We start from the raw sequence: 12,410 nt of genomic DNA, 5'->3' as shown, positions 1-12,410 counted from the left end.
AAGCGGACCAATCCGCCGGCTCGCTCGGGCCCTGGCGCTCGGCGGCAGTGACCACACTGCCGGTCATGTTCGGCTACCTGCCGCTAGGCGCGGCCTTCGGCATCCTGGCAGTCGATGTAGGGATTCCCTGGTGGGGGGCCCTCACCATGTCCCTCCTGATCTATGCGGGTGCGGGCCAGTTCCTCGCCGTGGCCCTGCTGGCCAATCAGGCCGGCCTGCTGGAGGTGGCGATAGCGACGCTGATGCTGAACTCGCGTCATCTCTTCTACGGTCTCTCGCTGTTGAGGCCCTTCGCCGGCGCCGGCTGGCGCAAGCCCTACCTGATCTTCGCCTTGACCGATGAGACCTACTCGCTACTGACCGCTCGGGCAAACACTACCGGACACGATCACGCCCAGGCCTTCAGGCTCAGTGCGCTGAACCAGCTGTGGTGGGTGTCGGGTAGCCTGGCGGGTGTGCTGATCGGCAGCCAGATGGCGTTCGACACTCGCGGTATCGAATTCGTGCTGACGGCCCTGTTCATCGTGCTGACGATCGAGCAGGCACGGCGACTACGGCAATGGCGGCCGTTCCTGATCGCTCTGTGCACGGCCCTGGGTGCCCTGGTCATCCTTCCTGAACGGCATATGCTACTCGGGGCCATCGGCGCGGCCAGCCTGATCCTGTTGATCCAGTACCGACTCGACGCCTCACTGCGCCGGCATCAGGAGGCATCGTGACCCAGACGCCCATGTCCCTGTTGTGCTTCATCGCCGTTTGCGCCCTGGCCACCTTCATGACCCGGGTCCTGCCTTTCATTGCCTTGTCTCGCCAGGCTGACCACCCCCTGATCCTGCACCTGGGCCGCTACCTGCCACCGGCGGTGATGCTGATCCTCGTCATCTACGCGATGCGTGATTGGCGCCCCTTTCTCAATGGCGCAGTCAATCTGACCGCCACGGGAGGACCGATTCTGCTGGCAGGCCTCATCGTGGCCGGCCTGCAACTGTGGCGACATAACGCCCTGCTGTCGATTGTGGCCGGGACCGGCGCCTATATGTCCATGATTCAAATGATGGACTAACCGACAACGTTGGTGGGACATCTCCGACAAACGGTTGAGCCTTCGCCACGCAACGGCGAAGATAGAGAAAATCCAGAGGGAGAGATTGCCATGACAAGGAACATTGCCGATATCCGGCGCGATTACGAGGGCGGCAGTCTCAGCGAAGAGAGCACGCCAGAGACGCCCGATGCACTCTTCGAGGAGTGGCTGACCCTGGCACTGGAAAGCGAGGGAGTCGACGGCAATGCCATGACGCTTGCCACGGTCGATAGCCTGGGGCTCCCCCATGCTCGCATCGTGCTGCTCAAGGGACATGACGAGCGGGGCATGGTCTTCTACACCAATTATCAGAGCCACAAGGGCAGCGAGCTTGCCACCGTTCCCCATGCGGCGTTGGTGTTCTGGTGGCCCACACTCAGCCGTCAGGTCCGCCTCGAAGGGCGAGTCGAGCAGGTCGATGAAAGCGAGTCCGATCAGTACTTTGCCAGCCGGCCCCGGGAGAGCCAGCTCGGGGCCTGGGTCGCTACCCAGAGCGTCGAGATTCCCGATCGGCAGTGGATCGAGGAGCGCCAGGCGCGCTTCGAGCAGGCCTATGACGGCCAGGAGATTCACCGTCCCGCCCATTGGGGTGGCTATCGTCTGGTGCCGGAGATGATCGAATTCTGGCAGGGGCAGCCTAGCCGGCTACATGACCGCATCCGCTATCAGCTTCGCGATGGAGAGTGGTACAAGGTTCGCCTGGCCCCCTGATCCCCGACCTGACCACCATTCTACCCGCCTGAAACGACATCGCCCGGCCATTGTGGCCGGGCGATGTGCGTTCACCAATGCGGACTAGCCGAGATCACTCACCGGCAGGCAGCCACTGCGCCACCACGTCCTGGTTGTCGGCAACCCACTTCTGAGCATTCTCGTAGGGGTCGCTGCCGTCCTCCTGGTTCATGAGCATGACTTCGCCCATCTGCTCAGGCGTCCACTCGAAGTTGTCGAGGATCGCATAGGCACCCGGCAGTTCTTCCTGAAGGCCATTGCGGGCGATGGTGTGGATCTGTTCGGCACCGCCATAGATGCCCTTCGGATCCTCAAGGTACTTGAGATCCCAGCGGGCGAACATCCAGTGCGGCGTCCAGCTGGTCACGACGATCTCTTCCTCGTTCTGCAGCGCACTGGCCAGAGCCGCCGTCATGGTCGCGCCACTACCGCTGCGCAGGTCGGCCTCGAGGCCGTACTCATCGATCACGTCTTCGGTCAGGCTCATCAGGCCGGCGCCCGGATCGATGCCGACAATCTGTCCATCCAGCGCCTCGGCGTTGGCATCGATGTCGGCGATCGTTTCCATGTCGCTGTAGGCCGGCACGACGAGACCCAGCTTGGTGCCGTCCAGGTTGGGACCCAGGTCCTCGACATTCTCTTCGACGCGGTCGTAGTAGTCCGCATGCGTAGTGGGCAACCAGGCCGCCACGATGGCATCAGCGTCACCGTAGGACATGGCCTGCCACATGGCGGCGGCGGACAGGGATGACATCTCGACGTCATAGCCCTGATCTTCCAGCACGGCGCGCACCACATTGGTGGAGGCGACCTCGGAGGCCCACTCGACGTAGGCGAGGGTTACGGTGCCCTTCTCTTCGGCTTGCACCTGACCGGCCACCACGGCAGAACCAGCCGCCATCATCATGGCGCCCAGGCGCACACCGCGTGACAGTGTCTTGATATCGAACATCCTTCACCTCTCCATTGCTTGTTGGTGTTATGCAGGTCACCCCGCGCACAACCGACTGGCTTGAAGGCGCCAGCATCTGCCCGAGGACCTGCGAGGCGCGGCTCCACCGCGTCTCAGTGCCCACCACGCCGGGTTCCTGCAAAGCGGGGCATGGTGGGCGCACGCAATATGATCAGGACTTATATGATCAAGACTTGCGTGTCTTGCGGAAAGACTGGGTCAGGCGGTCCAGCAGCATGGCCAGGATCACGACCGCGATGCCGGCCTCGAAGCCGTCACCCGGACGCAGGCGCTGGATAGCGCGCCACACCTCGTTACCCAGGCCGTCGGCCCCGATCATGGCGGCGATCACGACCATCGACAGCGCCAGCATGATGGTCTGGTTGATGCCAGCCATCACGGTCGGCAGCGACAACGGCAGCTGCACCTTGTAAAGCTTCTGCGCAGGCGTGGAGCCGAAGGCATCGGCGGCCTCGATCAACTCCTTGGGCACCTGACGAATCCCCAGGGTGGTGAAGCGGATCGCCGGCGGCATGGAGAAGATCACCGTGGCGAAGATCGCCGATACCGAGCCGATGCCGAAGAACGGGATCGCCGGGATCAGGTAGACGAAGGCCGGCATGGTCTGCATGAAGTCCAGGACCGGCATGATCACGCGATACAGGCGCTCGGACAGTGCTGCGGCAATCCCTACGGGAATGGCAATCACCACCGCGACCAGGGTCGCGATCACCACCAGGGTCAGCGACTCGATCATCGGGTCCCACAGATCCAGGTTCCAGATCAGGGCAAGACCCAGCACCGCGCCGATCCCCAGGCGAATGCCCGCCATGCGCCAGCACAGCAGCGCGATCAGGCCCATCAGGCCCCACTCTGGGATCCACATCAGCAGATCGTTGAGGCCGTTGATGCCGGTCTGGGTCACCGCGGAGATGCCGCGGGTGACGCCAGAATAGTTGCTTGTCAGGTAGTTCAGACCGGATTCGATCCAGTCACCCAGTTCGATACGGGGAATCTCAATCGCCATCTCAGTTGTCTCCTGCTTCTGCCAGTTCGGCCAGTACCGCACCCTTGACTACCACACCGAGCAGACGACGTTCTTCGTCGATCACCGCGATGGGGAAGCTTCGTTCAGTGAACATGGCAAAGAGGTTATGCAGCGGCTCGTCGGGCGAGGCGCTGGGGAAGTCCTGGTGGACCAGGCTTTCAATGGTCTGCTTGCCGTCCTTGACGGCCTGATCGGCAGTCTCGGCTTCGATGAGGCCGATCAGCTTGCGATCGCGGCTGGTGACGTAGATCGAGTCCAAGCCGTTCTCGCTCATCTTGCGCAATACCGTGCGAGGACCATCGTCTTCGCGGGCGGTGGCGCGAACGGGTCGCATGGCGTTGCGGGCTGTGAGGACGCGTGACATGTCCACGCCCTCGATGAAGCGCTCGACGTATTCGTCGGCCGGCGACGTCAGGATCTCTTCTGGCGTGCCGATCTGCACGATCTCACCGTCCTTGAGCAGGATGATGCGATCGCCGATGTTGAGGGCTTCATCGAGGTCGTGGGTAATGAAGACCGTGGTCTTCTTCATGCGATGCTGCAGCTCGAGCAGTTCCTGCTGCATGTCCTTGCGGATCAGCGGATCGAGAGCCGAGAACGCCTCATCCATCAGCAGAACACTGGAGTCGTTGGCTAGTGCGCGCGCCAGACCGACACGCTGCTGCATGCCGCCAGACAGCTGGTTGGGCAGGGCATCTTCCCAGCCATCCAGGCCAACCTGCTTGAGCGCATTGCGTGCCGTCTCGGTACGCTCGGCCTTGTCGATGCCACGGATTTCCAGGCCATACTCGGCGTTCTGCTGCACCGTGCGATGCGGGAACAGGGCAAAGTTCTGAAAAACCATTGAGAAGTGGCGACGACGGCACTCCAGGAGCTCCTTGGTGCTGAGCGTCGGAATATTCTCGCCGTCGATGACGATCTTGCCTTCGGTGGTATCAATCAGGCGATTGAGGCAGCGAATCAGGGTCGACTTGCCTGACCCGGAAAGCCCCATGATCACCAGCAACTCGCCTTCATAGACATCGAAGTCGATATTGGACAAGCCCAGGGTCTGGCCTGTCTTCTCGAGGATCTCCGGACGCTTGAGTCCCTGGTCACGCAGCTCGAGCGCCTTCTTCGGCTGATTGCCAAAGACCTTGCTGAGGCCGCGCACCTCAATCTTTACGGGTCGTGTTTCGCTCATCGGCTCTGCCTGTTGTTATGTCATGCCGACATGCCCTGGCTGGCCGCTCAAAACGGCCTTTCCGGCTATGCACGGCGGATGACTGTCGTGATTGAACTCGGCGGATCATACATACTTATAGATAGCCCCTCAAATCAGAACAATTGATGATTAACCAACGGTTCAATAAAAGTCGGTCGCCAAACGATCAGGTCAGGGGCATTTGCCAGCAAGCGTCCACCACGGCCAAGGGTCAATCCGGGGGCGACTCCAGACGGTGGCGCTGCCAGTCGGTCTCGGGTTCGTTGAGCCTGAGAAGCGCATCGACCACCTGCTCTTCCATGTTGTAGCGAAGACGGAAGCCCAGCTGCTTCATCAGCGAGCGCATCGGCTGATTATCGATCATGATCTTGCCGAACATCTCGAGGGTGCCTACCCCTCGGCAATAGCGGATCATCTTGGTCATCAGGAGACGCCCAAGCCCCTGGCCATGCAGGTCATCGCGAATGATCACCGAGAATTCCGTGCGGATATTGTCAGGGTCGTTCCATACCCTCACGACACCGAGCATCTCCGACTCCCCCCCCTGATCCAGCCGCACGGCGATAAATGCCATCTGACGGTCATAATTGATATCGGCAAGGGTCGCCAGGTCACGCTTGGTGAGGTCGGCCTTATGATGGAAGTAGCGAAAGCGAATGCTCTCTTCAGACAGGTGCTTGTGAAAGCCGGTGATCAGAGGCGCATCCTCGGCCCGTATCGGACGCACCTCGACGTCCATCCCGTCCAGCTCGACTCGCTCACGAAGCTCCTCAGGATAAGGCATGATGGCGTGGCGAGCGGGAGCCCCCAGATCCAACGCAAAATCCACGGCCAGCAGGCCATCGCGGTTGAGCAGCAGAGGATTGATCTCCATTCCCCTCAGGCGTGGCAGGTCCGACGCCATCTGGGAGAGCTTGACCAGCAGTTCACAGATGGTCTCGACATCCTGCTGGGGCTGTCGGGAGTGTTCCTCGATCAGCTTCGCTGCGTGGGTGCGACTCACCAGATCGGCCGCCAACGTCATGTTCAGTGGCGGCAAGGCCACCTGGCGATCGGCCAGCACGTTGACCTTGTAGCCCCCCACGCCGAAGACCACCACCGGCCCGAACTCCGCGTCTCGGGTGATGCCCGCACAAAGTTGCAGGGAATGCTTGCCGCGTTGCATCGGCTGCAGGCAATACTCATGGATGGCCGAGTCGGGAAACTTCTCGTGCACCTTGTTCGCAAGCCGGTTCACTCCCTCGCCCACCTGACCGGGAGTGATCAAGTCCTGTAACAGGCCCGCCGAAAGCTTGTGGGGGTGGCTGCGGTAACGAAAGGGCACGATGTTGTGATCATGTACCACCTTGAGTGCCAGAGCGCCCCCTTGCTCACCCTGTGCGCCTAGCAGGTCGCGGGCGGCCGCGGCGCCCTCCTCCGGTGAGCCAACATAGCGACTCTTGGGGGTGGCGATGCCGTACGCGCCCAGCACCTGGGCGGTCTCGGCATGGGTCAGGCTGCGCCGCTGCTGCTCGAAGGCCTGATCGATCAGTTCATGACAGTGCCCGCGGATGGCGGCGCTGGTGGCAAAGGGTAACGAAGGCGGCGTTTCCTGAAGCAGCGCCTGCACACGGCGATAATTGACCATGTGCATGAAGGCGCCGACCGCCTTTTCCGGTGACATGTAGGTGGGAATACCGGCCAGATGGCTCTCGTGCCGAGCGGAAAGCGCCTGTTCCAGGCCCATCCAACTGGTCAGCAGATTACGCTTGAAGCGGCGACGATTGGCGACCACCGCCTCCGCGGTGGCCTTCGAGGGGGCAAGGCGCGTCGGCGCATGCACCAGCAGGACAGCATCCACCTGGGGGTCGGCGGCCACGATCGTCAACGCCTCGACGATCTGATCGGGGGTGGCCCCGCCACCCAGATCCACCGGGTTGCGACCCGGCAGAGTCATATCCACATCATCCCGCGCCAGCGCCTCGCGGGTGGTGTCGGTGAAGTCGGCCAGGCGCCCGCCCTGACCAATCAGACGATCGATGGCCAGCATGGCCGGGCCCAGGCCATTGGAAACGATGGCCAACCGCTCGCCGCGCAGCGGCCGCATGCGCGAGAGCGTCTCCAGGGCATCGAAGAGCTCGTCGGAGTGATCGACCCGCACGACGCCAGCCCGCGCCAGCGCCGCATCGAAGACGGTGTCGCGATTGGCGATCCCCGGGGTCGGAGGCACCCTGGACAGGGCCGAAGCCGGTGTTCGGCCACTCTTGATCGCCAGTACCAGGCGATGTCGGGAAGCCTCACGCAGGGCAGTCATCAAGTGCTGCGCATCCTGGGTCCGCTCCAGGTGCAACAGAATGGCCTGCGCCGCCGTATGTTGATTGATGTAGTCCATCAGGTCGGGCAACAGCACGTCGATGCTGTCCCCCAGGGTCACCAGGTGCGAGAGACCGATGCCACGCCCCGCCGCCCAATCGATGATGGCATTGCCCAGCATGCCTGACTGGCCCAGGTAAGCGACCCGCCCGGCCTTCACCGGCTGACCGGCATAGGACGCATTGAGGCGGCGGCCCGGCACCAGTACGCCCATGCATTCCGGCCCCAGCACGCGAATGCCGGAGGGACGAGCGGCGCGCAGCATCTGCTCGCGGATGGATCCGCCATCACGGCTCCGATCGTCCAGGTAGGCGCCTCCGGACAGGACCATGGCAGCCCTGACACCGGCATCGCCCAGCTCACCGATCAAGGCCGGCACCGCCTCCACCGGTGAACAGATCACCGCCAGCTCAGGCAGCTCCGGCAGGTCGCTGACCTGTGTCACACAGGGCACCCCATAGACACTCTCGTACCCCTTGGTATTGACCGACCAGAGCCGGCCCGGAAAGCCGCTCTCCTTGAGGTTCTGGATCACCAGACCGCCCATGGAGTAGGGCTTTTCCGAGGCGCCGATGACGACCAGGCTTTGCGGCTCGAAGAAGTGGCGCAGAAATCGCGTACCCAAGACCGTTTCTCCCGCGTGGGTGTAGTCTCCTTGTGTACGACTTATTGACACTGTCATGCAAGGAAGCTGGCCGATTAAGGTCGCATCATTAACCGCGGAGCCGTCGATGATCACCTCGTATATCACTCACCCTCGATGCCATGATCACTTCATGGGGCCTGAGCATCCCGAGAGCCCGCAGCGCCTGGACGCCATTCGCGCCCGACTTTCACTGAGCGGGGTGCTGCAGCAGACCATGCAATCGGAGGCCAAGCCTGCCACCGCGGAACAGATCGAGCGCGTTCATCCTGCGCGACACTTGGCGTCTCTCGACCGCTGCGTGCCCGAGGAAGGGCTCACGATGCTCGATGGCGATACCCTGATGAACCCCGCCAGCATGGAGGCCGCCCGAGTGGCTGCGGGTGCCGTGGTACGCGGGGTGGACCAGGTGTATCGCGGACAGGCCGACAATGTCTTCTGTGCCGTGCGACCTCCCGGTCATCACGCCGAGGCCAGCGATGCCATGGGCTTCTGTTTTCTCAACAACATCGCCGTGGGTGCCGCCCACGCCATCGCCCAGCATGGCGCCGAGCGGGTCGCGATCCTCGACTTCGACGTACACCAGTGCAATGGCACCGTGGACATTTTCAAGGACCATCCCAACGTGCTGGTATGCTCCAGCTTTCAGTATCCCTTCTATCCCTGGCGCTATCTGCGCAGTCAGTGGCATAACATCATCGACACTCCGCTTCCCGCCGGCACCGACGGCCCGGCGTTCAGGCGTGCCGTGGAAGACGACTGGCTGCCCGCCCTGCATGCCTTCAAGCCCGACCTGGTGCTGGTCTCTGCCGGCTTCGATGCCCACCGCTGCGATCCCATGGCCGATCTCTGCCTCGAGGCCGACGATTTCCATTGGGTGACGCAACTGGCCCTGGACATCGCCGCCCTGTATGCCGACAACCGGCTGGTCTCGGTGCTCGAAGGCGGCTACGACATGGAGGCGCTCGGGCGCTGTGCCGAGGCTCACGTCAGTGCCCTGCTCGGCTTGCCCTTCGAGGACTGAACGACCGCCCAAGCCCGACAGGCTCGTGTACATGTTTCAAGCCCCAGGGAAAAGTCGTCCCGTGGTACCCACCGCGCACCTTGCACTGCGACGAGGAATGGTCGCCAATGGGCAGCATCAAGGCGCAAAAAAGCGCCCTCCGTGCAGGGCGTGATGTGATAGCCTTGCGGAAACTAAGTTTCCGATAGTGAAAAACCGATGAGCGCGAACAACGATCAAACCGCCGCCCTGCAAATTGCCTCCGGCCGCAAGGCCTTCGTCGAGCCCCTGCAGCTCGGGGAACGCCTCAAGGAAATCAGGCTTTCCAACCACTGGACCCTGGAAGACGTCAGCAAGCGCACTGGACTGGCTCGCTCCACGCTGTCCAAGATCGAAAATGATCACATCTCCCCTACCTTCACCGCGGTACAGAAGCTGATCAACGGGCTCGATATCGACCTGCCGCAGCTGCTGAGCCAGCCCAAGCCCCAGAGCCGTACCCTCGGACGACGCGACCTGACCCGTACTGGAGAGGGCCAGCAACACCCGACCCCGACCTACGAGCATGAGCTGCTCTCCTGTCAGCTGGCCCAGAAGCACATGATTCCCTTCAAGACCATCGTGCGGGCCCGCGCCTTCAGTGAGTTCAGTGAATGGGTACGCCACGACGGCGAGGAATTCCTGATTGTGCTCGAGGGCGCGATTCTGCTCTACACCGAGTTCTACGAGCCATTGCGCCTCGAGCACGGCGACAGCATCTATTTCGACAGCGACATGGGGCATGCGCTGGTCTCGGTCAGCGACGACGATGCGGTGGTCCTGTCCGTCTGTACCCGCGGTAAACCCAGCTGAACCTGCCTCATATGATGTCGCCAACCAGGCGCTCATCCGGTCGCAACCGATAACGCGACAATAAAAAGCCCTGGCGCAGCATGCGCCGGGGCTTTCTTTCACCATGAGAAAAGCGAGACGTCTGCAGGCGTAAAGCGCCAGTCCGATCAGCATCCTCCCGGCGGTGATCACCCACTCGAGGGGATTGTGCTCCGCGGGTGAAAAGCTAACACTCTGGCATCGATAATTTATTACATGCTAGATGTCTTGCGGTCCCCCGCGCGCGGTGTTGGCCTAGCGTCGTAGACTAGGCGCTCGGTGGCATGAATGGCCTGAAAATGCCGCCCCTTGGCGCGGGCGATCAGCATGACGCCAAATCGCTCGGCCAACTCGACGCCCTTCTGCGTCACTCCCGAACGCGATACCAGAATACCGATCCCCATCTGGGCGACCTTCAGGACCATTTCGGACGTCAGCCGGCCAGTGGTGTAAAAAATATCGGCAGACGTCGCGACGTCATCCTCGTTGAGCCAGAGGCGCCCGGCCAGGGTATCCACGGCATTGTGTCGCCCTACATCCTCGACGAAATCCAGCACCTCGCCCTGATGGCACAAAGCACAGCCATGTACCGCACCAGCACTCTTGTAAGTTTCGTTGTAAGCACCCAGGTTCTCGAGCAAGGCATAGAGCGTGGATTGCGCCAGCACGGTCCGCGGCAACGGGGCCAGCCCCACGGTATCGAGTAGCCGCCCGAAGACAGTGCCCTGCCCGCAACCGGTCGTCACGGTGCGCTGCCCCAGGCGCGCTTCCAGGTCATCAGGCGCTCGACGGCTGACGACCGCCGCCGCTTCCACGTCCCAGTCGACATGGACGGCTGCCAGGTCGTCTCGCGTCGGCACCAGCCCCTGATTGCGAAGATATCCCACCACCAGCGCCTCGGGATCGGCGCCCAGGGTCATCAACGTAACGATTTCCCGCTTGTTGAGATAGACGGTCAGCGCACGTTCAGCGGCGATGGCCTGCCGACGCGTTTCACCAAACTCGTCACGGACATCGATCTCAAGGGTGGCCGGCAAACGGGCATGACTAAGACGTAACGCACACATGCATCGCTCCTTGGCGGCAAGCGCGGCGCTTGCGATCACGGTGCCCCGCCGCGCGAATAGACATTAGGCAAACTTCAAGTGCCCCATATTGACCATCATTGCATTCGCAGCGCTTACTGTCTTTACCTCCTCATCGCCAATGGCACCTCGCGATATACCGCACCACTGCAACTAGCCAAACCGCCTTATCACGCGACGTCTCTGTGAAAGAAGCTCAGAAGTGAGAAGCCCCGCCATGAGAACCCCTGACATGATCGCCCCCGTCAGTCGTAAGCAACTCAGCTTCACCCTCGTGCCCGAACACAAGCGCATCAAAGGGTTCACCGCAACCCAGTGGCGTATTCATGATCTGATGCCCGGCGACACCGGCCCCCAGGTCCTCGCGTTGCAGCTCTACCTGACAGAACGCGCCGCCTATCGATTCAATCTGGGATCGCCCACCCCACGCCTGTTCCTGCGTGCGGGATTCTCGGGACAAGCGCCTGAACCCACCGCCCTGACCGCCAGCCAGGAAGTGGCGGCCAGCTGGATGGATGGCGAACAACAGGTCCTCGACGTGGCCATGCCACCGGCTATCCAGCTGTGGCTGGAAGCCTACCTGGCACATCATGGCGAGGCTCCCGTCGAAGGGCGCAAGAAGAAACGCAAGGGCGCAGGACGCGCTCGGGAGGATCAGGCATGACCCGCCTTACTCGCTGGTCGCAGCGCAAGCGTGGCCTGGAACCGGTCAAAGAGAAAGCGCCAGACGACCCCAGCTCATTGAGCGAGGCCGGCACGGAGCCCGATCACAACACTGCTGACAGTACTCCCTTGCCGCCAACGCCCGGCGAAGAGGCGCCTCCACAGGCCCCTGCGGACGACTTGCCCGACCCGGACACCCTGCCACCGGGCAGCGACCTCACTGCCTACCTGGCCAGTGGCGTCAGCCGCGAACTGCGTCGCCGGGCACTGAAGCGTCTCTTTTCGGCAGACCACTACCATCAGCGAGATGGACTCAACGATTACGACCAGGATTATCGTCAGCTCAAGAACCTCCCTCAGGAGGTCGCCGATCGCCTTCGTCAATGGACGCGTCAGCTCGATGAAGAAGACGACCGTCACGCGGTTAGTCACGCAGACACCGACGCCCCGGCCACCCCATCGAGCGGCGATCCCGAAGACGCTCCCGGATCAGATGATGCTCTCAAGAGCGAGCCTGTGGCTGAACGCTCGTCGGACAGGCTGGGACCAGACGACCTAGGCGGTTCGGACAAGGTCTAGTCCCACTGGGTGGCCGGCCCCATCGGCTGGACTCGTCGTCAGGAATCATCGGCAGGGCTCATCAGAAAAACCAGAGAACTGCCGCTTTCGGGAAATAGGGGAAGGCTATCAAAACGATAGTTACATTAGTGATGATCATAGACTAATGAGGATTGGCGTCGTCAGCCTTAAGCGACAAGACTGAATTGAAAAATA

At 62.1% G+C, this 12,410-nt stretch carries 12 protein-coding genes; 7 read left to right on the top strand and 5 right to left on the bottom strand.

Annotation, left to right across the window (positions count from 1 at the left end; genetic code table 11):
• Positions 1-47 precede the first annotated feature (47 nt).
• The 3 genes from IEJ03_RS07490 to pdxH all read left to right on the top strand — a co-directional run bounded on the left by IEJ03_RS07490 (position 48) and on the right by pdxH (position 1,795).
• Complete coding sequence (locus IEJ03_RS07490; RefSeq protein WP_242458086.1) at positions 48-719, top strand: AzlC family ABC transporter permease; 672 nt, start codon at positions 48-50, stop codon at positions 717-719.
• The gene (locus IEJ03_RS07485; protein ID WP_242458085.1) at positions 716-1,063 is read left to right on the top strand and encodes an AzlD domain-containing protein; all 348 of its coding nucleotides are present in this window, start codon (positions 716-718) and stop codon (positions 1,061-1,063) included. The genes IEJ03_RS07490 and IEJ03_RS07485 overlap by 4 nt, the downstream gene beginning before the upstream one ends.
• 90 nt (positions 1,064-1,153) lie before the next feature.
• Positions 1,154-1,795 carry a pyridoxamine 5'-phosphate oxidase gene (pdxH, locus tag IEJ03_RS07480; RefSeq protein WP_192037013.1) on the top strand — a complete coding sequence of 214 codons (642 nt, stop codon included), beginning with the start codon at positions 1,154-1,156 and terminating at the stop codon, positions 1,793-1,795.
• A gap of 94 nt (positions 1,796-1,889) precedes the next feature.
• Here pdxH and IEJ03_RS07475 read toward each other — a convergent pair whose 3' ends face one another.
• From IEJ03_RS07475 to IEJ03_RS07460, 4 genes are all read right to left on the bottom strand, one after another.
• Positions 1,890-2,768 (bottom strand): glycine betaine ABC transporter substrate-binding protein, encoded by an 879-nt coding sequence (locus IEJ03_RS07475; protein WP_192037012.1) that lies wholly within the window; start codon positions 2,766-2,768, stop codon positions 1,890-1,892.
• A gap of 187 nt (positions 2,769-2,955) precedes the next feature.
• A complete protein-coding gene (locus IEJ03_RS07470) occupies positions 2,956-3,795 on the bottom strand; it encodes a proline/glycine betaine ABC transporter permease (RefSeq protein WP_192037011.1) in 840 nt (279 codons plus the stop codon).
• A gap of 1 nt (position 3,796) precedes the next feature.
• Positions 3,797-4,999, bottom strand: coding sequence for a glycine betaine/L-proline ABC transporter ATP-binding protein (locus IEJ03_RS07465; RefSeq protein ID WP_192037010.1), 1,203 nt, complete (start codon positions 4,997-4,999; stop codon positions 3,797-3,799).
• A gap of 232 nt (positions 5,000-5,231) precedes the next feature.
• Complete coding sequence (locus IEJ03_RS07460) at positions 5,232-7,997, bottom strand: GNAT family N-acetyltransferase (RefSeq protein ID WP_192037009.1); 2,766 nt, start codon at positions 7,995-7,997, stop codon at positions 5,232-5,234.
• 106 nt (positions 7,998-8,103) lie between these two features.
• On the opposite strand from IEJ03_RS07460, the gene IEJ03_RS07455 reads away from it, so the two are divergent.
• Together IEJ03_RS07455 and IEJ03_RS07450 are read left to right on the top strand one after the other, a co-directional pair.
• Positions 8,104-9,039, top strand: a complete 936-nt coding sequence (locus IEJ03_RS07455) for a histone deacetylase family protein (protein ID WP_192037008.1) — start codon at positions 8,104-8,106, stop codon at positions 9,037-9,039.
• A gap of 198 nt (positions 9,040-9,237) precedes the next feature.
• On the top strand, positions 9,238-9,870 hold the full coding sequence (locus IEJ03_RS07450) for an XRE family transcriptional regulator (protein ID WP_192037007.1): 633 nt from the start codon (positions 9,238-9,240) through the stop codon (positions 9,868-9,870).
• A gap of 230 nt (positions 9,871-10,100) precedes the next feature.
• On the opposite strand, the gene IEJ03_RS07445 is transcribed toward IEJ03_RS07450, so the two are convergent.
• Positions 10,101-10,955 carry a formate dehydrogenase accessory sulfurtransferase FdhD gene (locus IEJ03_RS07445; RefSeq protein WP_192037006.1) on the bottom strand — a complete coding sequence of 285 codons (855 nt, stop codon included), beginning with the start codon at positions 10,953-10,955 and terminating at the stop codon, positions 10,101-10,103.
• 250 nt (positions 10,956-11,205) lie between these two features.
• Here IEJ03_RS07445 and IEJ03_RS07440 point away from each other — a divergent pair, with 250 nt between their 5' ends.
• Together IEJ03_RS07440 and IEJ03_RS07435 are read left to right on the top strand one after the other, a co-directional pair.
• Positions 11,206-11,637 carry a DUF3305 domain-containing protein gene (locus tag IEJ03_RS07440; protein ID WP_192037005.1) on the top strand — a complete coding sequence of 144 codons (432 nt, stop codon included), beginning with the start codon at positions 11,206-11,208 and terminating at the stop codon, positions 11,635-11,637.
• Entirely contained in the window at positions 11,634-12,215 is a 582-nt protein-coding gene (locus IEJ03_RS07435) for a DUF3306 domain-containing protein (RefSeq protein ID WP_192037004.1), read from the top strand. Before IEJ03_RS07440 ends, IEJ03_RS07435 begins: the two co-directional genes overlap by 4 nt.
• Positions 12,216-12,410 lie beyond the last annotated feature (195 nt).

Source organism: Halomonas sp. YLGW01 (assembly GCF_014840935.1).
Taxonomy (GTDB): domain Bacteria; phylum Pseudomonadota; class Gammaproteobacteria; order Pseudomonadales; family Halomonadaceae; genus Onishia.
The sequence above is the reverse complement of the archived record's forward strand: the minus strand, read 5'-3'. Positions and strand labels throughout refer to the sequence as shown.